Source organism: Leclercia sp. TB492 (assembly GCF_049974505.2).
Classification (GTDB): Bacteria; Pseudomonadota; Gammaproteobacteria; order Enterobacterales; family Enterobacteriaceae; genus Enterobacter; species Enterobacter adecarboxylatus_C.
On sequence record NZ_CM127572.1, the window covers coordinates 4,533,931 to 4,560,514 of the forward strand.

Below are 26,584 nucleotides of genomic sequence, written 5' to 3' on the forward strand. Positions count from 1 at the left end.
ATGCTCCGGTCCACCTCGCTCTATGCAGCTATTGATTTAGGTTCGAATAGTTTTCATATGCTGGTTGTACGCGAGGTGGCGGGAAGTATACAGACGCTGACGCGTATTAAGCGCAAGGTCCGTCTCGCGGCGGGCCTGAGTGCGGATAATCATCTCTCTCCTGAAGCCATGGAGCGCGGCTGGCAATGCCTGCGTCTCTTTGCCGAACGCCTGCAGGATATTCCCCCCCAGCAAATCCGTGTTGTCGCCACCGCAACCCTGCGTCTGGCGGTGAATGCCGGGGAGTTTATTGCTACCGCGCAGGCAATCCTCGGCTGCCCGGTACAGGTGATTAGCGGTGAAGAAGAAGCCCGTCTGATTTATCAGGGCGTGGCGCATACCACAGGCGGCGATGAACGTCGTCTGGTGGTGGATATCGGCGGTGCAAGCACTGAGCTGGTCACCGGTATCGGTGCGCAGGCAACCTCCCTGAATAGCCTGTCGATGGGCTGTGTCACCTGGCTTGAACGCTACTTTACCGATCGCAATCTGGCGCAAGAGAACTTCGATGACGCGGAAAAAGCCGCCCGCGAGGTACTGCGTCCGGTGGCGGATGAGCTGCGTTATCACGGCTGGAAGGTCTGCGTTGGCGCGTCCGGCACCGTCCAGGCGCTGCAGGAAATCATGATGGCGCAGGGGATGGATGAGCGTATTACGCTGGCGAAACTGCAGCAGTTAAAGCAGCGCGCAATCCACTGTGGTCGTCTGGAAGAGCTCGAAATTGAAGGGCTGACCCTTGAGCGTGCCCTGGTGTTCCCAAGCGGGCTGGCGATCCTGATTGCCATTTTCACCGAACTGAATATTCAGTGCATGACCCTTGCGGGCGGTGCGCTACGGGAAGGGCTGGTCTACGGCATGCTGCATCTGGCCGTCGATCAGGACATTCGCAACCATACGCTGCGCAATATTCAGCGCCGGTTTATGGTGGATATCGAACAGGCGCATCGGGTCGCGAACCTGGCGGTCAGTTTCCTCGATCAGGTTGAAAGCGAGTGGCATCTTGAGCCTGTCAGCCGCGAGCTGCTGGTGAGTGCCTGTCAGCTGCATGAGATCGGCCTGAGCGTCGATTTCAAACAGGCACCGCTGCATGCCGCCTACCTGGTACGCAATCTCGATCTGCCCGGTTATACCCCGGCGCAGAAAAAGCTGCTGGCCACGTTGCTGTTAAACCAGACCAATCCCGTCGATCTCTCTTCGCTCCACCAGCAAAATGCGGTGCCGCCGCGCGTGGCGGAGCATCTCTGCCGCCTGCTGCGTCTGGCGATCCTCTTTGCCAGCCGTCGGCGCGACGATTTGCTGCCCGCCATGACGTTGATGGCGGAAGGCGAAAAGCTGACGTTGAATTTGCCGGAAAAATGGCTGGATAGCCATCCGCTGGGAGCAGAAATGCTGGTGCAGGAGTGTCAGTGGCAGAGTTATGTGCACTGGGTACTTGAAGCACAATAACCCCGATTAAACGCCCGGCGGCGCGACGCCTACCGGGCCCTCAAACTAGCGGTTTTTTGCCTTCTCCATCATCGCGCGAATATTGGCGATACTGGCCTGCCCTTTATGCATCCGTTCTTCGGCGGTAATCACTTTACGCTCCTGCTCCCAGAGCACATCATCCTGCGGTAATTCCAGCAGGAAGCGGCTCGGCTCCGGACGCACCAGCTCCCCGTACTGACGGCGCTCTTTACAGAGCGTGAAGGTCAGTTCTTTCTGTGCCCGCGTGATGCCCACATAGGCCAGGCGGCGCTCTTCATCAACGTTATCTTCATCGATGCTGCTCTGATGCGGCAGGATTCCCTCTTCCATGCCCACCAGATAGACATAGGGGAACTCCAGCCCTTTCGAGGCGTGCAGGGTCATGAGCTGCACCTGATCCGCCTCTTCTTCGCTTTCTCCGCGCTCCATCATGTCGCGCAGGGTAAAGCGTGTGACGACCTGGGTCAGGGTCATCGGCTCGTCGATATCGGAACCTTCCAGCATCTCGGTCATCCAGCTAAAGAGCTGGTTAACGTTCTTCATCCGCATCTCTGCCGCTTTCGGGCTGGCGGAGGTTTCATACAACCAGGATTCATAGTCGATGCCGCGGATCAGATCGCGCACCGCCGCGATCGGCTCCCGCTCGCTCAGCAGCTGGATCTCGCGCAGCCAGTGGGTAAAGCGGGTCAGCGATTCATAGCCACGCCCGGTTAAGCTCTGGCTCAGGCCCATATCGAAGCTGGCTGTCAGCAGGCTCTTATTGCGGGTCATTGCCCACTCACCCAGTTTTTGCAGCGTCGCCGGCCCAATCTCCCGCTTCGGCGTATTCACGATCCGCAGGAAAGCACTGTCATCATCCGGGTTGGTCAGCACGCGCAGGTAGGCGAGCAGATCCTTGATTTCCGGGCGCGAGAAGAACGAGGTGCCGCCGGAAATTTTGTACGGGATACGATTCTGCATCAGCATCTTTTCAAAGACGCGCGACTGGTGATTCCCGCGATAGAGAATGGCGTAATCTTTGTAGTCGGTCTTATTCACGAAGTGATGGGCAATCAGCTCCCCCGCCACGCGTTCGGCTTCGTGATCTTCGTTATTGGCGCTCAACACCTTGAGCTCGGTGCCATAGCCCAGCTCGGAGAAGAGGCGCTTTTCAAACACGTGCGGGTTATTGGCGATCAGGATGTTGGCCGCCTTCAGTATACGCCCGGAGGAGCGGTAGTTCTGCTCCAGCTTGATCACCTGCAGCGCCGGGAAGTCTTTGCTCAGCAGGACCAGGTTTTGCGGACGAGCGCCGCGCCAGGAGTAGATCGACTGGTCGTCATCACCCACGACGGTAAAACGCGCCCGCTGCCCTACCAGCAGTTTTACCAGCTCGTACTGGCTGGTGTTGGTGTCCTGGTATTCATCCACCAGCAGATAGCGGATCTTGTTCTGCCAGCGCTCGCGCACCTCTTCATTACGCTGTAGCAGCAGCGTCGGCAGCAGGATCAGGTCATCGAAATCGAGCACGTTACAGGCTTTGAGATGATCGTTGTACAGGCTGTAGCAGTGGGCGAAGATCCGATCCCGCTCCCCTTTGGCGTTTGCAGCGGCCTGGGCAGGGCCCATCAGATCGTTTTTCCAGTTAGAGATCGTAGAGATCAACTGCTGCAGCACCATTTTATCGTCTTCAATCAGCCCTTCGGTCAACTCTTTCAGCAGCGCCACCTGATCGGTGTCGTCGAACAGGGAGAAGTTTGACTTCATACCCAGTGCCGCGTATTCGCGCTTAATGATATCCAGCCCCAGGGTATGGAAGGTGGAGATCATCAGGCCGCGGGCCTCTTTACGCCCTAACGTCTGCCCGACACGCTCTTTCATCTCGCGCGCCGCTTTGTTAGTAAAGGTCACCGCCGCGATATGGCGTGCCTGATAGCCGCAGCCGCGGATCAGATGGGCGATTTTGTTGGTGATCACGCGGGTTTTACCGGAACCGGCCCCTGCCAGCACCAGGCATGGTCCAGTTACGAATTCGACCGCTTGTTGTTGTCCAGGGTTTAAACGCATGGGAATATTGCTCAATCTTCGAACGGGGTGGGGATTGTAGCAGAAAGCCGGGCGCAGATTTACCGGCTAATGATAAAGTGAAGAAAACGCGATGAACCCCGGGAACAGAACCATGAAAAAGACCGCAGCGGCCCTGCACATTCTGGTAAAGGAAGAGAAGCTGGCGCAGGAGATCCTCGCCAAACTGGAGCGCGGCATTAGCTTCGATCATCTGGCAAAGCGCTACTCGAAATGCCCTTCCGGGCGTAACGGCGGCGATTTAGGTGAATTTAAGCAGGGTGCGATGGTGGGACCCTTCGATCAGGCGGTCTTCAGTTGCCCGTTGCTGAAGCCTTACGGCCCGGTGAAAACCAAATTTGGCTACCATATCATTAAGGTGCTGTACCGCAGCTAACGCGTGGTATATTGCGCCCCGATTTTACTCAACCCTTCAAGGCACGATCATGGCGAAAACAGCGGCAGCAATGCACATCCTGGTAAAAGAAGAGAAACTGGCTCTGGAGCTTCTGGAGCAGATCAAGAACGGCGGCGACTTCGAAAAGCTGGCGAAAAAGCACTCCACCTGCCCATCCGGTAAAAAAGGCGGCCACTTAGGTGAATTCCGTCAGGGCCAGATGGTTCCGGCGTTCGATAAAGTGGTGTTCTCCTGCCCGGTGCTGGAACCAACCGGCCCGCTGCACACCCAGTTCGGTTACCACATCATTAAGGTGCTGTACCGCAACTAATAAAAAGCCCGGTGGCGCTAACGCTTACCGGGCCTACGATTTTGCGCTTTTCCAGGTCGGGTAAGGCGTAGCCGCCACCCGACAATTTACTTAACCCGCTACGGCGATACGTTTCATATCGGTCATGTAGCCACGCAGCTTCTGACCCACTTTCTCAATCTCGTGGCTGCGAATCGCTTCGTTCACGTCACGCAGCTGGGCATTATCTACCGCGCCTTCGGTAATGGCTTTACCCAGGTCGCCGGTCTGCAGAGTGGTCATGAACTCTTTCAGCAGCGGTACGCATGCGTAAGAGAACAGGTAGTTACCGTACTCTGCGGTATCAGAGATCACCACGTTCATCTCATACAGACGCTTACGGGCGATGGTGTTCGCGATCAGCGGCAGCTCGTGCAGTGATTCGTAGTACGCAGACTCTTCGATGATGCCGGAATCCACCATGGTTTCGAAGGCCAGCTCAACGCCCGCTTTCACCATTGCAATCATCAGAACGCCTTTGTCGAAGTACTCCTGCTCGCTGATTTTGCCATCGAACTGCGCGGCGGTTTCGAACGCGGTTTTACCGGTCTCTTCACGCCAGGTCAGCAGATTTTTGTCGTCGTTTGCCCAGTCAGCCATCATGCCGGAAGAGAACTCACCGGAGATGATGTCGTCCATGTGTTTCTGGAACAGCGGCGCCATGATGGTTTTCAGCTGCTCGGACAGCGCGAATGCACGCAGTTTCGCCGGGTTAGACAGACGGTCCATCATCAGGGTGATACCGCCCTGCTTCAGCGCTTCGGTGATGGTTTCCCAGCCAAACTGAATCAGTTTTTCTGCGTATGCCGGGTCGGTGCCCTCTTCCACCAGCTTGTCAAAGCACAGGAGAGAACCGGCCTGCAGCATACCGCACAGGATAGTCTGCTCACCCATCAGGTCAGATTTCACTTCCGCAACGAAAGAGGATTCCAGAACGCCTGCACGGTGGCCGCCGGTGGCCGCCGCCCATGCTTTGGCAATCGCCATGCCTTCGCCTTTCGGATCGTTTTCCGGGTGAACCGCGATCAGCGTCGGCACGCCGAAACCACGTTTGTACTCTTCACGTACTTCGGTACCCGGGCACTTCGGTGCCACCATCACAACGGTGATGTCTTTACGGATCTGCTCGCCCACTTCAACAATGTTGAAGCCGTGGGAGTAACCCAGCGCCGCACCGTCTTTCATCAGCGGCTGCACGGAACGCACAACGTCAGAGTGCTGTTTGTCCGGCGTCAGGTTAACTACCAGATCCGCCTGCGGGATCAGCTCTTCGTAGGTACCCACTTTGAAGCCGTTTTCGGTCGCTTTACGCCAGGATGCACGCTTCTCAGCGATGGCTTCTTTACGCAGGGCGTAGGAGATATCCAGACCGGAATCACGCATGTTCAGGCCCTGGTTCAGACCCTGAGCGCCGCAGCCGACGATGACCACTTTTTTACCCTGAAGATAGCTTGCGCCATCGGCAAATTCATCGCGCGCCATAAAGCGGCATTTGCCCAGCTGAGCCAGCTGCTGGCGCAGATTCAGTGTGTTGAAGTAGTTAGCCATGGTGATACCTCGTGATGTTGTGTGTCTTATTGTTCGGTTCGCGTTTCAGCGAGAATGTACCCACATTACAACAGGAAATTTATTGCGGAAATTGATATATTCACAACGTCACGTTGCAATTTCTGCAATATAAAACCCTGGAGTGGAATCGGTGGATTTACGCGATCTGAAAATGTTCCTGCATCTGGCGGAAAGCCGTCATTTTGGCCGCAGCGCGCGGGCGATGCACGTCAGCCCCTCCACGCTTTCGCGTCAGATCCAGCGCCTGGAGGAGGACCTCGGCCAGCCCCTGTTTGTACGTGATAACCGCACGGTGACGCTCACCGAAGCCGGAGAAGAGTTGCGTACGTTTGCGCAGCAAACCTTGCTGCAGTACCAGCAGCTGCGCCACACCATCGACCAGCAGGGCCCCTCGCTTTCCGGTGAACTCCATATCTTCTGTTCGGTGACCGCCGCCTATAGCCACCTGCCACCCATCCTCGATCGCTTCCGCGCTGAGCATCCGTCGGTTGAGATCAAACTCACCACCGGCGATGCCGCCGATGCGATGGAAAAGGTGGTAACGGGCGAAGCGGATCTCGCGATTGCCGGGAAACCGGAAACCCTGCCGGGGGCGGTGGCGTTTTCGATGCTGGAAAATCTGGCGGTGGTACTGATCGCCCCGGCGCTGCCCTGCCCGGTGCGTAACCAGGTGTCGGTGGAAAAACCAGACTGGTCAACGGTGCCCTTTATCATGGCCGATCAGGGGCCGGTGCGCCGCCGCATCGAGCTGTGGTTCCGTCGCCAGAAGATCAGCAATCCGTCAATTTACGCAACGGTTGGCGGCCACGAGGCGATGGTCTCGATGGTGGCGCTCGGCTGCGGCGTGGCGCTGCTGCCGGAAGTGGTGCTGGAGAACAGCCCGGAACCGGTGCGCAATCGTGTAATGATTCTGGAGCGCAGCGACGAGAAAACGCCGTTTGAGCTTGGCGTCTGTGCACAAAAAAAGCGGCTGCATGAGCCGCTTATTGATGCGTTCTGGAATTTATTGCCGAATCATTAGCTGCGCTAACCCGGCCTACGATTCACTTAACCCGCCAGGAAGAACCTGAATGCCGGGTTGTGGGTCTCGTCATGACAGTCATAACCCAGCTCGTTGAGCCGCGTTTCGAAATCCGGCTCGTGCTCGCCCAGTTCGAATGCCGCCAGCACGCGGCCATAGTCGGTGCCGTGGCTGCGATAGTGGAACAGGGAGATGTTCCAGTGCGTGCCGAGAGTATGCAGGAACTTCAGCAGCGCACCCGGTGATTCCGGAAACTCGAAGCTGAACAGGCGTTCCTGTAACGGCTTCGATGGACGTCCGCCCACCATGTAGCGCACGTGCAGCTTCGCCATCTCGTCGTCGGAGAGATCCACCACGCTGTAGCCACCCAGGTGCAACAGGTTGAGGATCTCTTTACGCTCTTCCAGCCCGCGACTCAGACGTACGCCGACAAAAATGCAGGCATCTTTAGCATCGGCGAAACGGTAGTTAAACTCCGTCACCGAGCGACCGCCAAGCAGCTGACAGAACTTAAGGAAGCTGCCCTTCTCTTCCGGAATCGTCACCGCTAACAACGCTTCACGCTGCTCACCCAGCTCGCAACGCTCGGAAACGTAACGCAGACCGTGGAAGTTGACGTTCGCACCAGAAAGCACGTGAGCCAGACGTTCGCCGCGAATGTTGTGCTGGGCGATGTATTTTTTCATGCCCGCCAGCGCCAGCGCGCCGGACGGTTCTGCCACCGCGCGCACATCCTCGAACAGATCCTTCATCGCCGCGCAGATCGCATCGCTGTCGACGGTGATGATGTCGTCGAGATACTCCTGGCAGACGCGGAAGGTTTCATCCCCGATGCGTTTCACCGCTACGCCTTCGGCAAACAGCCCGACGCGCGGTAAGTCCACCGGATGACCAGCATCCAGCGCCGCCTTCAGGCAGGCAGAATCCTCGGCTTCAACGGCGATGACTTTGATCTGCGGCATCAGCTGTTTGATCAGCACCGCCACGCCCGCAGCTAACCCGCCGCCGCCAACCGGGACAAACACGCGGTCGAGATGGGCATCCTGCTGCAACAACTCCAGCGCCAGGGTGCCCTGGCCGGCAATCACCATCGGGTGATCGAACGGCGGCACCCAGGTGAAGCCCTGCTGCTGCGCCAGATCGATGGCTTTGGCTTTCGCTTCGTCAAAATTGGCACCGTGGAGCAGCACTTCGCCGCCAAAACCCCGCACCGCATCGACTTTAATATCTGCGGTTGCCACAGGCATGACAATCAGGGCTTTCAGCCCCAGTCGCGCGGCAGAGAACGCCACGCCCTGGGCATGGTTGCCCGCAGACGCCGTGATCACGCCCCGCGCTTTTTGCTCGTCGGTCAGCCCAGCCATCATCGCGTAGGCGCCGCGCAGCTTGAAGCTGTGCACTGGCTGGCGGTCTTCGCGCTTCACCAGAATAACGTTATCCAGCCGCGAGGACAGCTTGTCCATTTTTTGCAGCGGCGTCACCTGCACCGCTTCATAGACCGGCGCACGCAGCACCGCCCGGAGATATTCTGCCCCCTCAGGGGCAGACGATAAGGGTTGGGATTCGGCCATCATTAGCCCCCAAGCTTGGATTTATCGCGCACCGCGCCTTTATCCGCACTGGTGGCAAGGGTGGCGTAGGCGCGCAGGGCAAAGGAGACTTCGCGCTGACGATCTTTCGGCGTCCAGGCTTTATCCCCACGCGCGTCCTGTGCTTCACGGCGGGCAGCGATCTCCTGAGGGCTCAGCTGCAGCTGAATGCCGCGATTCGGAATGTCGATTTCGATCAGATCGCCATCTTCGATAATCGCGATGTTGCCGCCGCTGGCCGCTTCCGGTGAAACGTGGCCGATAGAGAGGCCTGATGTGCCGCCGGAGAAACGACCGTCGGTGATCAGCGCACAGGCTTTACCGAGGCCCATGGATTTCAGGAAGGTGGTCGGGTAGAGCATCTCCTGCATCCCCGGCCCGCCTTTCGGCCCTTCGTAGCGGATTACCACCACGTCGCCAGCCACCACTTTACCGCCGAGGATTGCTTCTACCGCATCGTCCTGACTTTCGTACACTTTTGCCGGACCGGTGAATTTCAGGATGCTGTCGTCCACGCCCGCGGTTTTAACGATACAGCCGTTTTCCGCGAAGTTGCCGTACAGAACCGCCAGACCACCATCTTTGCTGTAGGCGTTTTCCAGGGAACGGATACAGCCTTCCGCGCGATCGTCATCCAGGGTGTCCCAGCGACAATCCTGCGAGAAGGCCTGCGTGGTGCGGATCCCTGCCGGACCGGCGCGGAACATTTTTTTCACTGATTCGTCTTTGGTCAGCATTACATCGTATTGATCCAGCGTTTGCGGCAGCGTCAGACCCAGCACGTTTTTCACGTCACGGTTCATCAGCCCGGCGCGATCCAGCTCGCCAAGAATACCCAGTACGCCACCGGCACGGTGAACGTCTTCCATGTGGTATTTCTGCGTGCTCGGCGCAACCTTACACAGCTGCGGCACTTTACGGGACAGCTGGTCGATGTCCGTCATGGTGAAATCAATCTCTGCTTCCTGGGCGGCGGCCAGCAGGTGCAGAACGGTGTTGGTGGAACCGCCCATGGCGATATCCAGCGTCATAGCGTTTTCAAACGCCGCTTTGCTGGCGATATTGCGCGGCAGCGCGCTGGCATCGTCCTGCTCGTAGTAGCGTTTGGTCAGTTCAACGATGCGCTTACCGGCGTTAAGGAACAGCTCTTTACGGTCGGCGTGGGTCGCCAGCAGCGAACCGTTACCCGGCTGGGACAGGCCCAGCGCTTCGGTCAGACAGTTCATCGAGTTGGCGGTGAACATACCGGAACAGGAGCCGCAGGTCGGACAGGCGGAACGTTCAACCTGCTCGCTCTGCTCGTCGGAGACTTTCGGGTCGGCGCCCTGAATCATCGCGTCGACCAGGTCGAGCTTGATGATTTTATCGGAAAGCTTGGTTTTACCCGCTTCCATTGGACCGCCGGAGACGAAGATCACCGGAATGTTCAGGCGCAGGGAGGCCATCAGCATCCCCGGGGTGATTTTGTCGCAGTTGGAGATGCAGACCATCGCATCGGCACAGTGGGCGTTAACCATGTACTCCACCGAGTCGGCAATCAATTCGCGCGACGGCAGTGAATAAAGCATGCCCCCGTGCCCCATCGCGATCCCGTCATCCACGGCGATGGTGTTGAACTCTTTCGCCACGCCGCCGGAGGCTTCAATCTGCTCGGCAACCAGCTTCCCGAGATCGCGAAGATGAACGTGACCCGGAACGAACTGGGTGAACGAGTTGACCACGGCGATAATCGGTTTCCCGAAGTCGGCGTCGGTCATTCCGGTGGCGCGCCACAGCGCGCGGGCACCCGCCATGTTGCGGCCGTGAGTGGTGGTGGCGGAACGGTACTTAGGCATGCGTTATTTACTCCCGTCTATCTGGTAAATGGGACGGTGCGTGCCGTCCCATAATTATGCTTATTGATTAACCTGATCCAACCAACCCCATTTATCTTCGGTTTCACCGGTAAAGAGGCCAAAGAATGCTTCCTGGATACGTTTGGTAACCGGACCACGGCGGCCTTCGCCCACCTGGATGCCGTCAACGCTGCGTACCGGCGTAATTTCTGCTGCGGTACCGGACATAAATACTTCATCGGCCAGATACAGAGATTCGCGGGACAGTACCTGCTCGCGCACTTCGATACCCAGATCCTGCGCCAGCTTGATGATGGCGTCACGGGTGATGCCCGGCAGAGCTGAAGAGGTGAATGGCGGGGTGAACAGAATGCCATCTTTCACTTCAAACAGGTTCTCACCTGCGCCTTCGGAGATGTAGCCGTTCACATCCAGAGCGATACCTTCCTGATAGCCGTGGCGACGTGCTTCGCTGCCAACCAGCAGGGAGGAGAGGTAGTTACCGCCCGCTTTGGCTGCGGTCGGGATAGTGTTTGGTGCCACACGGTTCCAGGAGGAAACCATCGCGTCGATCCCCTGCTCCAGCGCTTCTGCGCCGAGGTAGGCTCCCCACGGGAACGCGGCGATGATCACATCGGTGGTGTAACCGGCTGGCGGGTTAACGCCCATCCCCACATCGCCCACAAATACCAGAGGACGGATATAGGCGCTGGTCAGGTTGTTTTTGCGCAGAACGGCGCGGCAAGCTTCCATCAGCTCGTCAACGCTCTGGGAAACCGGGAAACGATAAATTTTGGCTGAATCACGCAGACGCTGCATGTGTTCGCGATGGCGGAACACCACTGGTCCTTTGTGAGAGTCGTAGCAACGGATGCCTTCAAAAACAGACGTACCGTAGTGAAGCGCGTGGGACATCACGTGGACTTTAGCGTCCTCCCAGCGAATCATCTCACCATTGGACCAAATGAAATCAGCTTTTTTCGTCGTCATTTTTCTTCCTATTGCGCTCAGGCGCGAATTTGTTGTGTTTGCGATGTAGCGGCACGCTGCTGGATATCGACCCGTGCGACGTCGACCAGTTTGCTCAACTGGCTAAACAGTAATTCGACGGGGCGCTGGCTGGCAACGGTCAATTCGATATTTATGTTCTGCGCGTCGGTGGCGGTTTCCATGTTCATGGAACATATCTGGAAACCACGATGGCGCACCACGCGCAACACACGTTCTAATGTTTCCGGGTTGAAGCGAGCCTGCACGGCGACCTGATGTTGCATCATGATAATTTCTCCAGCATTTGTGAGTTACTGGCGCCGGGCGGCACCAACGGCCAGACATTCTCAAGCTCGTCGATTGAGACATGAAGCAGGTAAGGCCCCTTGCTTGACAGCATTTCATCAAGTGCCGCTTCAACCTGGTCTTTACGGGTGATGTGCTGGCCAGGGATGCCAAAGGCGCTGGCCAGAACGAGGAAATCGGGGTTATCGGTCAGGGTGGTTTCGCTGTAACGCTCCTGGAAAAAGAGCTGCTGCCACTGGCGCACCATGCCTAAACGTTGGTTATCCAGCAGCACGATCTTCACCGGCAGCTGCTTACGCTTGATGGTGCCCAGCTCCTGGACGTTCATCATGAAGGAGCCGTCACCGGAGATACAGATAACCGTATCGTCCGGGCGTGCGACCTGGGCACCCACCGCAGCGGGTAAGCCAAAGCCCATGGTACCTAAGCCGCTTGAGGTGATGAAGTTTTCCGGGCGCGTGTAGGTCATGTGCTGGGCTGACCACATCTGATGCTGACCTACGTCGGTAGTCACTACGCTGTCCGCAGGCTTACGATCTGAAAGTTGCTTCAACAGTAACGGGGCATAGATCGCCTCACCTGGATGATCGTAACGCCAGTCATGTTCACGGCGCATCTCTGCTGCATGCTGACGCCACGCGTCGATCGTTAAGGGCTGTTGTAATGCGGGCAGCAGCGAATTGAGATCGCCCTGCAAGGCCACGTGCGCCTGGCGGAGCTTATTCATCTCTGCCGGGTCGATATCCATATGAATGACTTTGGCATTCGGTGCGAAAGTGTTCAGCTTGCCGGTTACGCGATCGTCAAAACGTGCGCCCACGGCAATCAGCAGGTCACACTCCTGCACGGCAAGGTTGGCGGCTTTGGTGCCATGCATCCCCAGCATGCCAAGATAGTAAGGGTAGTCGGCATCCACCGCGCCCAGCCCTTTTAACGTGCAGGTCGCTGGCATTTGGGTGGCCGCGATAAATTCGCGCAGGGCCGGAACCGCCTGCGCCATCCCCACGCCGCCGCCGACATAGAGCATCGGTTTTTGCGCGTGGGCCAGCATCTGGCTGGCTTCGCTGACTTCGGCAAACGGGAACGCATCGTCATTCTCAACGGTGGAGAAGTGCGGCTCCAGATCGCCCAACGCAACCTGAATATCTTTTGGGATATCAACCAGAACCGGGCCAGGACGGCCTGAGTTTGCCACCTCAAAGGCTTCCGCCATGACGCGCGGCAGCTCTTCCAGAGATTGCACGAGGAAGCTGTGTTTCGTACAAGCCAGTGACAAACCGAGAACGTCCACTTCCTGGAAAGCATCGGTCCCGATGAAGGGAGAAGCAACCTGGCCAGTGATGGCCACAACAGGAACGGAATCAAGCAGCGCATCAGCCAGGCCGGTGATCAGGTTAGTTGCGCCCGGGCCGGAGGTCGCCATGCAGACGCCTGTTTTCCCGGTTGCACGCGCATAGCCAATGGCCGCCATCGCCGCACCCTGCTCGTGTCGGCACAACAGATGTTCCACGCCGCCGTCATACAACGCATCGTAAATCGGCATAATTGCGCCGCCCGGGTAACCGAAGATGGTATCGACTCCCTGCGCTCGCAACGCATGTACTACCCACTGTGCGCCATTCATAGTTACTTCCCCGTCGTAAATCGAGAGAAACAGAATTTTATGCTATTACTCATCGTCTGCTCCTCGCTTATGTTTTAAGGTCATAAAAAAACCCCCGGACCTTTCGGTGCGGGGGTCTTAGTTCGTTAAGGCTTGATTATTAAGCCTTTCCTCGTCCAAGTGCAGCCCCGCACGGTGGGATAATAATCACCACCACGCTAATCACGACCAGGCTAATCACTAGTAGAAGGGCTGTCATTTTCTATTCTTTTTGCATCTTGTTCGAAGGAATACCTAAAGAGTTATCACAGATATCGAGACGAAGACAACATTTTTTTATAATTCACTTTCTTATTACGCTAATAGTTTAGATAAAAATCATTGTTTTTTATGAGAAAAATAGAAAATGAATTATTTTCATTTTTTTGTTGCTTAGCCAAAGCCGAGAAGGAAAGCTTATTGCTATTTGCGAGCGGCCTTCCATAGCGATGAAAAGCTTACAATTTCGGGGAAATATTAAGGAACCGGCCGCGTAAAAACGCGATTTGCCGATAAAAATCGGCACCTCATAGTGGCATAGTGGCGCTTCAAGGAGGCTCTTTATGTCACTGTCGGTTGTTTATACCCGCGCTGCGCTAGGTGTTAAAGCGCCGCTGATTTCCGTTGAGGTTCACCTCAGTAATGGCCTGCCGGGCTTAACGCTGGTTGGCTTGCCAGAAACTACTGTCAAGGAAGCCAGAGACCGGGTACGCAGCGCAATCATCAATAGCGGTTATACCTTTCCGGCCAAAAAGATCACGATTAACCTGGCGCCAGCCGATCTACCCAAGGAAGGCGGACGATATGATTTACCTATCGCCATTGCGCTTCTCGCCGCCTCTGAGCAACTCTCCTCCCCCAGACTAAGCGCATACGAGTTTGTGGGTGAGCTGGCGCTCACAGGCGCATTAAGAGGGGTTCCTGGCGCAATATCTGGTGCCCTGGCGGCCATTCAGGCTGGCAGAGAGATTATCGTTGCCAACGATAACGCTGCCGAAGTCAGCCTTATCGAACAAAAAGGCTGCCTGGTGGCAGAACACCTACAGGAAGTGTGCGCCTTTCTTGAGGGCCGCCACGAGCTGGCTGCGCCCGTTCAGGAGCCTTTTGCAGTAGAAAACAGCGATCAGGATATCAGCGATATTATCGGCCAGGCGCAGGGTAAAAGGGCGCTGGAGATCACCGCAGCCGGCGCGCACAACCTGCTGCTGATTGGCCCACCCGGCACAGGCAAAACCATGCTCGCGAGCCGACTCAATGGTCTGCTACCACCACTCAGCAACCATGAGGCGCTGGAGAGTGCGGCAATCGTCAGTCTGGTCAACGCCACATCGATGTATAAGCAGTGGCGCCGGCGTCCCTTTCGCGCACCGCACCACAGCGCTTCGCTCGTGGCCATGGTAGGCGGGGGTGCAATCCCCGCCCCGGGAGAGATCTCACTGGCGCATAACGGCATTCTCTTTCTGGATGAGTTACCCGAGTTTGAACGGCGTGTGCTGGATGCTTTACGTGAGCCTATCGAATCGGGTCAGATTAACATCTCCCGTACCCGTGCAAAGATCAGTTATCCGGCTCGTTTCCAGCTTATCGCCGCCATGAACCCCAGCCCAACGGGTCATTATCAAGGTAACCATAACCGCTGTTCGCCCGAACAGACGCTTCGCTATCTGGGACGCTTATCGGGCCCGTTTCTCGATCGCTTCGATTTATCGCTTGAGATCCCGCTACCGCCGCCAGGTTTGCTAAGCCAGGCGCACAGAGCAGGAGAAACCAGTCTCACCGTACGAAACAGAGTGATCGCCGCGCAGGAGCGTCAGCTGGTGCGGCAGAATAAACTTAATGCCCATCTGGATAATGCGGAGATCCGCAGATTTTGCCCCCTCATGGCAGAGGATGCCCTGTGGCTGGAAGAGACCCTCACCCGATTCGGCCTGTCGGTACGTGCCTGGCAACGGCTGCTAAAGGTGGCCCGTACGATTGCCGACCTGGGGGAAAGTGAAAAGATTGAACGCAGACACCTGCAGGAAGCCTTAAGCTATCGCGCTATCGACCGTTTACTCATGCACCTGCAAAAGATGCTGGAATAAAAAAAGGGGCCGTAGCCCCTTATTCTTAATCGTCTGATTCGGTGTAGTCTTCCGCACCTTCCATCTGTGGTTTACCACCAGACAGGGTGTGGAAACGCTTTGGACGTTTGATACGTGCCATATACTTGATCCATACGCGCTCCGCTTCCGTTACCGGCTCACGTTCGCCACGGCAGACGGCAACAAACGACTTTTCGTCTTCAGTGGAGGGTTCGCGTTTTCCCAAATCCAGTTCATTGAAAGCATAACCGTGGCGCTCAAGCAGTTGTGCTTCTTTGATGGTGAAATCACCATGGCGAGAAAATCCGCGTGGATAATTTTTATTGTCGAAAAAACGATTAGTCGTCGTAAAGCTTTCCGCCATCCTACACGCTCCTATATCTTTGGCCGAGCTATTTATGGCGCGGAGTATTAGTTACGCTTGACAGAGCGTCCAACAAAACATTTAAATCATAACGACAAATTATTTTGCGGAGAAAACCGTGGATACGGAATTGCTAAAAACTTTCCTCGAAGTGAGCAGAACTCGCCACTTTGGGCGCGCCGCAGAAGCGCTTTATCTGACGCAGTCGGCGGTGAGCTTTCGTATTCGTCAGCTTGAAAATCAGCTTGGAGTGAACCTTTTTACCCGCCATCGCAACAACATTCGATTAACGCCTGCCGGTGAAAAGCTTCTGCCCTATGCAGAAACTTTAATGAATACCTGGCAGGCCGCGCGTAAGGAAGTTGCTCATACCTCAAAGCATAATGAATTTTCTATCGGTGCCAGCGCCTCTTTATGGGAGTGTATGCTCAGCCCCTGGCTTAGTCGCTTATACCGCTCTCACGCACAACTGCAGTTTGAGGCCCGCATTGCGCAGCGACAGTCTCTGGTTAAGCAGTTACATGAACGACAGCTGGATCTGCTGATCACCACCGAAGCCCCGAAAATGGATGAATTTAGCAGCCAGATCCTCGGGCAGTTCACCCTGGCGCTTTATGCTGCTGAACCTTCGGCCATGAAAAGCGACCTGAACTATCTGCGACTGGAATGGGGGCCTGATTTCCAGCCGCATGAGACGGGTTTGATTGCCATTGATGATGTTCCGGTCCTGACCACCAGTTCTGCCGAGATAGCCTGCCAGCAACTCGCATCGCTAAAAGGTTGTACCTGGTTGCCACAGCGCTGGGCCAGTCAGAAAGCCGGCCTGTATACGGTGACGGATTCAGCCCTGCTTCAGAGGCCGCTGTACGCCATCTGGCTGCAGAACAGTGACAAGCAAGGGCAAATTAAAGATCTGCTTAAAATCAATGTGATGGATTAAGGGAAGTGTTGCAGGGACGCAACGCAAAGACGACTGAGAGGGAGGTATTTGCTTTCTGACAGGCAAAAAAAATCCTTTGCCGAAGCAAAGGATTCTTATATGGCAGGGGCGGAGAGACTCGAACTCGCGACACCCGGTTTTGGAGACCGGTGCTCTACCAACTGAGCTACGCCCCTAAATTTCTTACTACTAAGCCTGCTAATAAAGCAGGCTTAGTTTAAATAGGTGGCGGAACGGACGGGACTCGAACCCGCGACCCCCTGCGTGACAGGCAGGTATTCTAACCGACTGAACTACCGCTCCACCGAATACTTCTGTAACCACCGGTTTAATGCCCCGGTTCACTACGTAATTTGATGCCTGGCAGTTCCCTACTCTCGCATGGGGAGACCCCACACTACCATCGGCGCTACGGCGTTTCACTTCTGAGTTCGGCATGGGGTCAGGTGGGACCACCGCGCTACAGCCGCCAGGCAAATTCTGTTGTCACCCCGCCCGCAGGCGCAGTGACTAATCTGTATCAGAGCTGAAAATCTCTCAAATCCGCCGAAACAGCTTCGGCGTTGTAAGGTTAAGCCTCACGGTTCATTAGTATCGGTTAGCTCAACGCATCGCTGCGCTTACACACCCGACCTATCAACGTCGTCGTCTTCAACGTTCCTTCAGGACTCTCAAGGAGTCAGGGAGAACTCATCTCGGGGCAAGTTTCGTGCTTAGATGCTTTCAGCACTTATCTCTTCCGCATTTAGCTACCGGGCAGTGCCATTGGCATGACAACCCGAACACCAGTGATGCGTCCACTCCGGTCCTCTCGTACTAGGAGCAGCCCCCCTCAATTCTCCAGCGCCCACGGCAGATAGGGACCGAACTGTCTCACGACGTTCTAAACCCAGCTCGCGTACCACTTTAAACGGCGAACAGCCGTACCCTTGGGACCTACTTCAGCCCCAGGATGTGATGAGCCGACATCGAGGTGCCAAACACCGCCGTCGATATGAACTCTTGGGCGGTATCAGCCTGTTATCCCCGGAGTACCTTTTATCCGTTGAGCGATGGCCCTTCCATACAGAACCACCGGATCACTATGACCTGCTTTCGCACCTGCTCGAGCCGTCACTCTCGCAGTCAAGCTAGCTTATGCCATTGCACTAACCTCCTGATGTCCGACCAGGATTAGCTAACCTTCGTGCTCCTCCGTTACTCTTTAGGAGGAGACCGCCCCAGTCAAACTACCCACCAGACACTGTCCGCAACCCGGATTACGGGTCTACGTTAGAACACCAGCCATTAAAGGGTGGTATTTCAAGGATGGCTCCACGCAGACTGGCGTCCACGCTTCAAAGCCTCCCACCTATCCTACACATCAAGGACCAGTGTTCAGTGTCAAGCTATAGTAAAGGTTCACGGGGTCTTTCCGTCTTGCCGCGGGTACACTGCATCTTCACAGCGATTTCAATTTCACTGAGTCTCGGGTGGAGACAGCCTGGCCATCATTACGCCATTCGTGCAGGTCGGAACTTACCCGACAAGGAATTTCGCTACCTTAGGACCGTTATAGTTACGGCCGCCGTTTACCGGGGCTTCGATCAAGAGCTTCGCGTTGCCGCTAACCCCATCAATTAACCTTCCGGCACCGGGCAGGCGTCACACCGTATACGTCCACTTTCGTGTTTGCACAGTGCTGTGTTTTTAATAAACAGTTGCAGCCAGCTGGTATCTTCGACTGATTTCAGCTCCACCCGCAGGGGCTTCACCTACACATCAGCGTGCCTTCTCCCGAAGTTACGGCACCATTTTGCCTAGTTCCTTCACCCGAGTTCTCTCAAGCGCCTTGGTATTCTCTACCTGACCACCTGTGTCGGTTTGGGGTACGATTTGATGTTACCTGATGCTTAGAGGCTTTTCCTGGAAGCAGGGCATTTGTTGCTTCAGCACCGTAGTGCCTCGTCATCACACCTCAGCGTTAGTAAGGCTCCGGATTTACCTGGAACCTCCGCCTACATGCTTAAACCGGGACAACCGTCGCCCGGCCAACATAGCCTTCTCCGTCCCCCCTTCGCAGTAACACCGAGTACAGGAATATTAACCTGTTTCCCATCGACTACGCCTTTCGGCCTCGCCTTAGGGGTCGACTCACCCTGCCCCGATTAACGTTGGACAGGAACCCTTGGTCTTCCGGCGAGCGGGTTTTTCACCCGCTTTATCGTTACTTATGTCAGCATTCGCACTTCTGATACCTCCAGCATGCCTCACAGCACACCTTCGACGGCTTACAGAACGCTCCCCTACCCAACAACACATAGTGTCGCTGCCGCAGCTTCGGTGCATGGTTTAGCCCCGTTACATCTTCCGCGCAGGCCGACTCGACCAGTGAGCTATTACGCTTTCTTTAAATGATGGCTGCTTCTAAGCCAACATCCTGGCTGTCTGTGCCTTCCCACATCGTTTCCCACTTAACCATGACTTTGGGACCTTAGCTGGCGGTCTGGGTTGTTTCCCTCTTCACGACGGACGTTAGCACCCGCCGTGTGTCTCCCGTGATAACATTCTCCGGTATTCGCAGTTTGCATCGGGTTGGTAAGCCGGGATGGCCCCCTAGCCGAAACAGTGCTCTACCCCCGGAGATGAATTCACGAGGCGCTACCTAAATAGCTTTCGGGGAGAACCAGCTATCTCCCGGTTTGATTGGCCTTTCACCCCCAGCCACAGGTCATCCGCTAATTTTTCAACATTAGTCGGTTCGGTCCTCCAGTTAGTGTTACCCAACCTTCAACCTGCCCATGGCTAGATCACCGGGTTTCGGGTCTATACCCTGCAACTTAACGCCCAGTTAAGACTCGGTTTCCCTTCGGCTCCCCTATACGGTTAACCTTGCTACAGAATATAAGTCGCTGACCCATTATACAAAAGGTACGCAGTCACACCACAAGGGTGCTCCCACTGCTTGTACGTACACGGTTTCAGGTTCTTTTTCACTCCCCTCGCCGGGGTTCTTTTCGCCTTTCCCTCACGGTACTGGTTCACTATCGGTCAGTCAGGAGTATTTAGCCTTGGAGGATGGTCCCCCCATATTCAGACAGGATACCACGTGTCCCGCCCTACTCTTCGAGTTCACAGCAAGTGTATCTTCGTGTACGGGAGTATCACCCTGTACCCTGCGACTTTCCAGACGCTTCCACTGACACACATGCTGATTCAGACTCCGGGCTGCTCCCCGTTCGCTCGCCGCTACTGGGGGAATCTCGGTTGATTTCTTTTCCTCAGGGTACTTAGATGTTTCAGTTCCCCTGGTTCGCTTCGTTAAGCTATGTATTCACTTAACGATAGTGTGACGAGTCACACTGGGTTTCCCCATTCGGAAATCGTCGGTTATAACGGTTCATATCACCTTACCGACGCTTATCGCAGATTAGCACGTCCTTCATCGCCTCTGACTGCCTAGGCATCCACCGTGTACGCTTGGTCGCTTAACCTCACAACCCGAAGATGTTTCACTTCATGATTGCGAAAATTTGAGAGACTCTGACACACCGCTTATCTGCTCTTGTTTACGGAGAACAGACACGGCGTGTCGTTTCAATTTTCAGCTTGATCCAGATTTTTAAAGAGCAAAACTTCGCAGCGCACCTTCTCAGGTACACTCTGAAGTTTTCTTGTTGTCGCAGTAAAGGATGGTGGAGCTATGCGGGATCGAACCGCAGACCTCCTGCGTGCAAGGCAGGCGCTCTCCCAGCTGAGCTATAGCCCCATCGTAGTTAATCTCTTCAAATTTGCATCGCAAATTTGGTAGGCCTGAGTGGACTTGAACCACCGACCTCACCCTTATCAGGGGTGCGCTCTAACCACCTGAGCTACAAGCCTGCAGAGATTTTTACTGCTGTTTTTTCATCAGACAATCTGTGTGAGCACTGCAAAGGCAGGTTCTTTAAGGTAAGGAGGTGATCCAACCGCAGGTTCCCCTACGGTTACCTTGTTACGACTTCACCCCAGTCATGAATCACAAAGTGGTAAGCGCCCTCCCGAAGGTTAAGCTACCTACTTCTTTTGCAACCCACTCCCATGGTGTGACGGGCGGTGTGTACAAGGCCCGGGAACGTATTCACCGTAGCATTCTGATCTACGATTACTAGCGATTCCGACTTCATGGAGTCGAGTTGCAGACTCCAATCCGGACTACGACGCACTTTATGAGGTCCGCTTGCTCTCGCGAGGTCGCTTCTCTTTGTATGCGCCATTGTAGCACGTGTGTAGCCCTACTCGTAAGGGCCATGATGACTTGACGTCATCCCCACCTTCCTCCAGTTTATCACTGGCAGTCTCCTTTGAGTTCCCGGCCTAACCGCTGGCAACAAAGGATAAGGGTTGCGCTCGTTGCGGGACTTAACCCAACATTTCACAACACGAGCTGACGACAGCCATGCAGCACCTGTCTCAGAGTTCCCGAAGGCACCAAAGCATCTCTGCTAAGTTCTCTGGATGTCAAGAGTAGGTAAGGTTCTTCGCGTTGCATCGAATTAAACCACATGCTCCACCGCTTGTGCGGGCCCCCGTCAATTCATTTGAGTTTTAACCTTGCGGCCGTACTCCCCAGGCGGTCGACTTAACGCGTTAGCTCCGGAAGCCACTCCTCAAGGGAACAACCTCCAAGTCGACATCGTTTACGGCGTGGACTACCAGGGTATCTAATCCTGTTTGCTCCCCACGCTTTCGCACCTGAGCGTCAGTCTTTGTCCAGGGGGCCGCCTTCGCCACCGGTATTCCTCCAGATCTCTACGCATTTCACCGCTACACCTGGAATTCTACCCCCCTCTACAAGACTCTAGCCTGCCAGTTTCGAATGCAGTTCCCAGGTTGAGCCCGGGGATTTCACATCCGACTTGACAGACCGCCTGCGTGCGCTTTACGCCCAGTAATTCCGATTAACGCTTGCACCCTCCGTATTACCGCGGCTGCTGGCACGGAGTTAGCCGGTGCTTCTTCTGCGAGTAACGTCAATCACTGTGGTTATTAACCACAATGCCTTCCTCCTCGCTGAAAGTACTTTACAACCCGAAGGCCTTCTTCATACACGCGGCATGGCTGCATCAGGCTTGCGCCCATTGTGCAATATTCCCCACTGCTGCCTCCCGTAGGAGTCTGGACCGTGTCTCAGTTCCAGTGTGGCTGGTCATCCTCTCAGACCAGCTAGGGATCGTCGCCTAGGTGAGCCATTACCCCACCTACTAGCTAATCCCATCTGGGCACATCTGATGGCAAGAGGCCCGAAGGTCCCCCTCTTTGGTCTTGCGACATTATGCGGTATTAGCTACCGTTTCCAGTAGTTATCCCCCTCCATCAGGCAGTTTCCCAGACATTACTCACCCGTCCGCCGCTCGTCACCCGAGAGCAAGCTCTCTGTGCTACCGCTCGACTTGCATGTGTTAGGCCTGCCGCCAGCGTTCAATCTGAGCCATGATCAAACTCTTCAATTTAAGTTTGATGCTCGTGAATTAAACTTCGTAATGAATTACGTATGTTCACTCAGAGACTTGGTATTCATTTATCGTCTTGCGACGTTAAGAATCCATGTCACTTTGAGTGCCCACACAGATTGTCTGATAAATTGTTAAAGAGCAGTGCAACGCGGCTTTCGCTCACCGTTGCGAGGTCCCGTATAATACGTTTTCCTCATTCAGAGTCAAGCAATTATTTTTCGCTTTTCTCCGTCGGCATTCATCGCTGAAGCCTGCTGTCACGGCGGTTTGTAATCCGTTGTTCCGTGTCAGTGGAGGCGCATTATAGGGAGTTCTCCGGCAGTGACAAGAGCTAATTTAAAAAAATCTTTCAACCGTCTTTTTTTTGCTCAAAAACGTGCTATAGCGCTAGTTTTTCGAGCGTTTCGAAGCCGTAACGCTGCAAAACGGGTAAAAGTTGCTCAGTCTCAGCAGTCAATGCCATGCAATAAGCGACATTCGCGTCGGCAGATTTTGCATCTGGCGCTTCATGTTCAAGTAGCCACGCAGTGCGACGAGCGATAGCCGCGCCCGAATCCACCAGTCGGGTACCTTCCGGCAGTACGGCAAGCAGCTCTTCCTGCAATAAAGGGAAATGCGTGCAGCCCAGCACTACCGTGTCTGGCGGCTCCGCCATACGCAGCCAGGGACGCAGAATACGGCGCAGCTCTTCCAGCGACACCGGTTGACCGTGCAGTTTCGCTTCTGCCATCTCCACCAGCTCGGCAGACCCTAACATCGCGATCTGACATTCATTGGCAAAGCGTTCGATCAGTTCGCGGGTATAGGGGCGCTTCACCGTACCGCGCGTTGCCAGCAATCCCACCACACCATTCGCCGTCAGGCGCGCCGCAGGTTTAATCGCAGGCACCACGCCGACAACCGGGAACGGGAATTTTTCGCGTAAGGCGGGGAGGGAAACCGTACTCGCCGTATTACAGGCAATCACCGCCAGTGCGAGAGGGTAATGCTGTTGTACGGCGGTGACGATTTCAACGACGCGTTCGACGATAAACGCTTCGCTCTTTTCCCCATACGGAAAAGCCACATTATCGAATGCATAGATGTAATGAAGATCCGGCAGGAGATGTCGAATCTCATCATAGACTGAAAGCCCACCGACACCGGAGTCAAACACCAGTACGGTGGGACGTGGGTCAGAAGGTGTAGCTGCCAGACAAGGTGTATTCCCGTCCTGCAGTTTCGTAGCCATAAACTGTCTCGTAGTCTTTATCGAACAGGTTGGCGATTTTACCACGAACTGTAAGGTGAGAGGTGACAGGATATGAAACTGCGAGATCCCACAGGCTTACGCCGCCCATTTTTACTCTGCGAGACGGGTACGAACTGAAGTCATCGTCATAACGGGTACCCAGGTAGCGATAGGCCAGATTCCAGTCGAGATCCCACACCTGCGTATCCAGCTGGTACTTCACCTGCTGCTTCGAACGGCGAGCGAGCACTTCGTTGGTTTTGGCATTCCGCGGATCAACATAGTCATAAGAAATCTGATGCCCTACCGGCCCGGTATCGAACTGGGCCGTGGCTTCGATGCCTTTGATGCGCGCTTTATTAACGTTGTAATAACGGAACGTGCGCGGGTCGCTGCTGATCAGGTTGTCAATATCGTTACGATAACCCGATACACGCCAGGTCACCGGGCCGGTCAGCCCCTCGAAGCCGCCTTCCCACTGCTTGCTCTCTTCCGGCTTCAGGTCCGGGTTGCCATAGCTCGAACTATGGATCTGGCTCATGGTCGGCGCTTTATAGGCCGTGCCGTAGGAAGCGATGATCCGGTAACCGTCGATAAACTCCCATCCGGCGCTGGTCTGCCAGGTGTTATGGTTACCAAAGTTAGAGTTATCATCATTACGCGCTGCGGCTTCCAGGGTGACGCTATCGAACTGCTGCATGGCAGACAGGAATACGCCGGTGTTGCGCTGGTCGTAGCCTTTCTCCAGATAACCCGTTCCTGCCTGGGTTTTTTGCTTCTGCCAGTCCAGACCAGCACCGATATTGCCGTGACCAACTGTGACGGTGTTCATCCACTGGGTGGTGTACTGCTTAACATCATCCATGGTAGCGGAAGAAGCATACCGGCCTTTGCTCGGATCGTAGTTCTGGTCTTTACTGCGACCGTAACCGGCTACCAGCTGCGTCTGATAGATCCCCTGGTTATAGCGCAGACCGGTGTCCCAGTTCTGGCTGTAAAGCTGACGGGTGTCCGGGCGACCATCAATACCCGTTGCGCCATAGCTATCATAGCCGTCATACGCGGTGCGGTTGTCATAACCGAGCCCACGCACGAAACCGCTCAGGTTGTCGGTGATCTGCTGCTCAACAGAGCCAAATAACGACTTACTCATAAAGCCGTCGCGATCGGGCTGGCGTGGCGCATCGGCCGCATCGATATCGAAGCCGCGGGTGTACGTGTAATTGCCAGCCATGGTGATTTTGGTTTTATCCAGTACCTGCTGGAATGAACCATCGTAGGATTGATAGCCTTTCGAGCCGACGCTGGCGGTGATTTCCGCCCCTGGCTTGTCCCGACCCGTAATGATGTTAATCACGCCGCCAATCGCATCCGAACCATACAGGGCCGAGCGCGGGCCACGAATGTATTCGACACGCTGAATGAGCGAAACGGGGATTTGGCTGAGATCAGGTGAGTTACTGATCCCGGCGTTATTCAGTGGAATACCGTCGATCAGCACCAGCACATGACGGGATTCCGTCCCGCGAATAAAGGTAGAGGAGTTGGCACCCATGCCGCCGCTTTGGGCGATATCCACACCCGGTAAGCGTGACATGACTTCAACGACGCTTTTTGCCTGCCAGCGTTCAATATCTTCCCGGGTAACAACGGAGCTGGGAGCCAGAACGGTATTAGCCGGTTGTGCAACACGGTTTGCCGTCACCACCAACGCGTCTGCGCTATCCTGCGCCCAGCCCGAAAATGCCGTGACGGAAAGCGCCGTCAGCAGCGATACTTTTTTAATCATTGTAAAAGCATCCACAATATAAGAAGGATGCCGCAGGCCTCACCCATAGCACGCGATGATGAAACCAAATGCGACGTGATCCCGGCAGGTCTTCGGGCTAGGTGGCTTTAGAAGGATGAAGACTTCCCATTTTCACAGTGTCTACAGCTCTCATCCCGCCAGTCTTTACCGCTGCGCGTCAGCTCCAGATTTGCACTGGATTCCCTTTTCACTCAAAAGAGACCGGAAACATAATGCTACATTTAGACACGTATAGATGTCCAGACTGCCGTTAACCATTAAGGCTGGACATCCCCTGCACAATCCCTACAATCCCCGCGTAATTCATCATCAATCAGGAAGCATCATGACCCCCGAACACCTCCCGACAGAACAGTACGACGCGCAACTGGCAGAGAAAGTCGTCCGTCTGCAAAGTATGATGACGCCTTTTGCTGCGCCTGCGCCTGAGGTGTTCCGCTCCCCGGTCAGCCACTACCGTATGCGTGCCGAATTCCGCATCTGGCACGACGGCGACGACCTGTATCACATCATTTTCGATCAGCAGACCAAAAGCCGTATCCGCGTGGACAGTTTCCCGGCGGCCAGCGAGCTGATTAACCAGTTAATGACGCTGATAATGGACGGCGTGCGCAATAATCCGCTGCTGCGCCATAAGCTGTTCCAGATTGACTACCTGACCACCCAAAGCAATCAGGCCATTGTCTCCCTGCTGTACCATAAAGCGCTGAATGACGAGTGGCGCCAGGCCGCAGAAGCCCTGCGTGATGCGCTGCGCGCGCAGAATATCAACGTGCACCTGATTGGCCGCGCGACAAAAACCAAAATCACGCTGGATCAGGATTTCATCGATGAGCGCCTGCCGGTAGCGGGCAAAGAGATGATTTATCGCCAGGTTGAGAACAGCTTTACTCAGCCGAACGCGGCAATGAACGTGCAGATGCTGGAATGGGCGCTGAAGGCTACTGAAGGTTCAACCGGCGATCTGCTGGAGCTGTACTGCGGTAACGGTAACTTCTCGCTGGCGCTGGCGCGTAACTTTAATCGCGTACTGGCTACCGAAATCGCCAAACCGTCGGTCGCTTCCGCACAGTACAACATCGCGGCGAACCACATTGATAATGTGCAGATCGTTCGCATGTCGGCGGAAGAGTTTACTCAGGCGATGAACGGCGTGCGGGAGTTTAACCGTCTGCAGGGGATTGATCTGAAGAGCTACCAGTGTGAGACGATTTTCGTCGATCCGCCGCGCAGCGGGCTGGACAGCGAAACCGAGAAGATGGTGCAGGCATACCCGCGTATTCTGTATATCTCCTGTAACCCGGAGACCTTATGCAAGAACCTGGAAACATTAAGCCAGACGCACAAGGTTGAACGTCTGGCATTGTTCGATCAGTTCCCGTATACGCACCATATGGAGTGCGGCGTATTACTGACGGCCCGGTAAGTCGTATT

The 26,584-nt window shown here is 55.3% G+C and carries 19 protein-coding genes, 4 tRNA genes, 3 rRNA genes and 1 riboswitch; of the genes, 7 read left to right on the plus strand and 19 right to left on the minus strand.

Translation table 11 applies throughout. The features are described from left to right. The gene (gene gppA / locus ACP4QI_RS21555) at nucleotides 1-1,485 is read left to right on the plus strand and encodes a guanosine-5'-triphosphate,3'-diphosphate diphosphatase (protein WP_426496005.1); all 1,485 of its coding nucleotides are present in this window, start codon (nucleotides 1-3) and stop codon (nucleotides 1,483-1,485) included. A 45-nt stretch (nucleotides 1,486-1,530) separates the two neighbouring features. Here gppA and rep read toward each other — a convergent pair whose 3' ends face one another. Next, nucleotides 1,531-3,552: a DNA helicase Rep gene (gene rep / locus ACP4QI_RS21560; RefSeq protein WP_426496006.1), complete on the minus strand. Its 2,022-nt coding sequence runs from the start codon at nucleotides 3,550-3,552 to the stop codon at nucleotides 1,531-1,533. Between the two features lie 112 nt (nucleotides 3,553-3,664). On the opposite strand from rep, the gene ppiC (ACP4QI_RS21565) reads away from it, so the two are divergent. Together ppiC (ACP4QI_RS21565) and ppiC (ACP4QI_RS21570) are read left to right on the plus strand one after the other, a co-directional pair. Continuing rightward, a complete protein-coding gene (gene ppiC, locus ACP4QI_RS21565) occupies nucleotides 3,665-3,946 on the plus strand; it encodes a peptidylprolyl isomerase PpiC (RefSeq protein WP_106995953.1) in 282 nt (93 codons plus the stop codon). Nucleotides 3,947-3,995: 49 nt separating this feature from the next. Further along, nucleotides 3,996-4,277, plus strand: a complete 282-nt coding sequence (ppiC, locus tag ACP4QI_RS21570; RefSeq protein WP_032615193.1) for a peptidylprolyl isomerase PpiC — start codon at nucleotides 3,996-3,998, stop codon at nucleotides 4,275-4,277. A 90-nt stretch (nucleotides 4,278-4,367) separates the two neighbouring features. Here ppiC (ACP4QI_RS21570) and ilvC read toward each other — a convergent pair whose 3' ends face one another. After that, the gene (ilvC, locus tag ACP4QI_RS21575) at nucleotides 4,368-5,843 is read right to left on the minus strand and encodes a ketol-acid reductoisomerase (protein ID WP_032615195.1); all 1,476 of its coding nucleotides are present in this window, start codon (nucleotides 5,841-5,843) and stop codon (nucleotides 4,368-4,370) included. Between the two features lie 151 nt (nucleotides 5,844-5,994). On the opposite strand from ilvC, the gene ilvY reads away from it, so the two are divergent. Beyond that, a complete protein-coding gene (ilvY, locus tag ACP4QI_RS21580; RefSeq protein ID WP_142487537.1) occupies nucleotides 5,995-6,885 on the plus strand; it encodes an HTH-type transcriptional activator IlvY in 891 nt (296 codons plus the stop codon). A 26-nt stretch (nucleotides 6,886-6,911) separates the two neighbouring features. Here ilvY and ilvA read toward each other — a convergent pair whose 3' ends face one another. From ilvA to ilvL, 7 genes are all read right to left on the minus strand, one after another. Next, entirely contained in the window at nucleotides 6,912-8,456 is a 1,545-nt protein-coding gene (ilvA, locus tag ACP4QI_RS21585; protein WP_142490035.1) for a threonine ammonia-lyase, biosynthetic, read from the minus strand. Nucleotides 8,457-8,458: 2 nt separating this feature from the next. Then, nucleotides 8,459-10,309, minus strand: coding sequence for a dihydroxy-acid dehydratase (gene ilvD, locus ACP4QI_RS21590; RefSeq protein ID WP_142487538.1), 1,851 nt, complete (start codon nucleotides 10,307-10,309; stop codon nucleotides 8,459-8,461). Between the two features lie 60 nt (nucleotides 10,310-10,369). Next, nucleotides 10,370-11,299, minus strand: a complete 930-nt coding sequence (gene ilvE / locus ACP4QI_RS21595; RefSeq protein ID WP_142487539.1) for a branched-chain-amino-acid transaminase — start codon at nucleotides 11,297-11,299, stop codon at nucleotides 10,370-10,372. Between the two features lie 17 nt (nucleotides 11,300-11,316). Continuing rightward, nucleotides 11,317-11,586: an acetolactate synthase 2 small subunit gene (ilvM, locus tag ACP4QI_RS21600; RefSeq protein ID WP_032615208.1), complete on the minus strand. Its 270-nt coding sequence runs from the start codon at nucleotides 11,584-11,586 to the stop codon at nucleotides 11,317-11,319. Continuing rightward, nucleotides 11,583-13,229: an acetolactate synthase 2 catalytic subunit gene (gene ilvG, locus ACP4QI_RS21605; protein WP_426496007.1), complete on the minus strand. Its 1,647-nt coding sequence runs from the start codon at nucleotides 13,227-13,229 to the stop codon at nucleotides 11,583-11,585. The genes ilvM and ilvG overlap by 4 nt, the downstream gene beginning before the upstream one ends. Before the next feature lie 2 nt (nucleotides 13,230-13,231). Continuing rightward, on the minus strand, nucleotides 13,232-13,282 hold the full coding sequence (gene ilvX / locus ACP4QI_RS21610) for a peptide IlvX (protein ID WP_197090613.1): 51 nt from the start codon (nucleotides 13,280-13,282) through the stop codon (nucleotides 13,232-13,234). Between the two features lie 86 nt (nucleotides 13,283-13,368). Next, nucleotides 13,369-13,467: an ilv operon leader peptide gene (ilvL, locus tag ACP4QI_RS21615; protein WP_023620831.1), complete on the minus strand. Its 99-nt coding sequence runs from the start codon at nucleotides 13,465-13,467 to the stop codon at nucleotides 13,369-13,371. A 343-nt stretch (nucleotides 13,468-13,810) separates the two neighbouring features. Here ilvL and ACP4QI_RS21620 point away from each other — a divergent pair, with 343 nt between their 5' ends. After that, nucleotides 13,811-15,331: a YifB family Mg chelatase-like AAA ATPase gene (locus ACP4QI_RS21620; protein WP_285129263.1), complete on the plus strand. Its 1,521-nt coding sequence runs from the start codon at nucleotides 13,811-13,813 to the stop codon at nucleotides 15,329-15,331. 25 nt (nucleotides 15,332-15,356) lie between these two features. Here ACP4QI_RS21620 and ACP4QI_RS21625 read toward each other — a convergent pair whose 3' ends face one another. After that, a complete protein-coding gene (locus ACP4QI_RS21625) occupies nucleotides 15,357-15,695 on the minus strand; it encodes a DUF413 domain-containing protein (protein ID WP_142487543.1) in 339 nt (112 codons plus the stop codon). Nucleotides 15,696-15,813: 118 nt separating this feature from the next. Here ACP4QI_RS21625 and hdfR point away from each other — a divergent pair, with 118 nt between their 5' ends. Next, complete coding sequence (hdfR, locus tag ACP4QI_RS21630) at nucleotides 15,814-16,635, plus strand: HTH-type transcriptional regulator HdfR (RefSeq protein ID WP_142487544.1); 822 nt, start codon at nucleotides 15,814-15,816, stop codon at nucleotides 16,633-16,635. Nucleotides 16,636-16,735: 100 nt separating this feature from the next. Here the strand turns inward: hdfR and ACP4QI_RS21635 are convergent. The 9 genes from ACP4QI_RS21635 to btuB all read right to left on the minus strand — a co-directional run bounded on the left by ACP4QI_RS21635 (nucleotide 16,736) and on the right by btuB (nucleotide 25,129). After that, a tRNA-Trp gene (locus tag ACP4QI_RS21635) sits at nucleotides 16,736-16,811 on the minus strand. A 50-nt stretch (nucleotides 16,812-16,861) separates the two neighbouring features. Further along, nucleotides 16,862-16,938 (minus strand) — tRNA-Asp (locus ACP4QI_RS21640). Nucleotides 16,939-16,993: 55 nt separating this feature from the next. Then, nucleotides 16,994-17,109, minus strand: a 5S ribosomal RNA gene (gene rrf, locus ACP4QI_RS21645). Between the two features lie 93 nt (nucleotides 17,110-17,202). Then, nucleotides 17,203-20,108 (minus strand): 23S ribosomal RNA (locus tag ACP4QI_RS21650). Nucleotides 20,109-20,307: 199 nt separating this feature from the next. Then, a tRNA-Ala gene (locus ACP4QI_RS21655) sits at nucleotides 20,308-20,383 on the minus strand. Nucleotides 20,384-20,419: 36 nt separating this feature from the next. Further along, a tRNA-Ile gene (locus ACP4QI_RS21660) sits at nucleotides 20,420-20,496 on the minus strand. 70 nt (nucleotides 20,497-20,566) lie between these two features. Continuing rightward, nucleotides 20,567-22,106, minus strand: a 16S ribosomal RNA gene (locus ACP4QI_RS21665). The 16S, 23S and 5S rRNA genes sit together here with 4 tRNA genes alongside, the layout of an rRNA operon. A gap of 382 nt (nucleotides 22,107-22,488) precedes the next feature. Next, nucleotides 22,489-23,340 carry a glutamate racemase gene (gene murI, locus ACP4QI_RS21670; RefSeq protein ID WP_142487545.1) on the minus strand — a complete coding sequence of 284 codons (852 nt, stop codon included), beginning with the start codon at nucleotides 23,338-23,340 and terminating at the stop codon, nucleotides 22,489-22,491. After that, nucleotides 23,285-25,129: a TonB-dependent vitamin B12 receptor BtuB gene (gene btuB / locus ACP4QI_RS21675; protein ID WP_426495967.1), complete on the minus strand. Its 1,845-nt coding sequence runs from the start codon at nucleotides 25,127-25,129 to the stop codon at nucleotides 23,285-23,287. The genes murI and btuB overlap by 56 nt, the downstream gene beginning before the upstream one ends. A 66-nt stretch (nucleotides 25,130-25,195) precedes the next feature. Further along, nucleotides 25,196-25,371: riboswitch (cobalamin riboswitch) on the minus strand. A gap of 104 nt (nucleotides 25,372-25,475) precedes the next feature. On the opposite strand from btuB, the gene trmA reads away from it, so the two are divergent. Next, nucleotides 25,476-26,576 (plus strand): tRNA (uridine(54)-C5)-methyltransferase TrmA, encoded by a 1,101-nt coding sequence (gene trmA / locus ACP4QI_RS21680; RefSeq protein ID WP_426495966.1) that lies wholly within the window; start codon nucleotides 25,476-25,478, stop codon nucleotides 26,574-26,576. The last annotated feature ends 8 nt before the right edge of the window (nucleotides 26,577-26,584 follow it).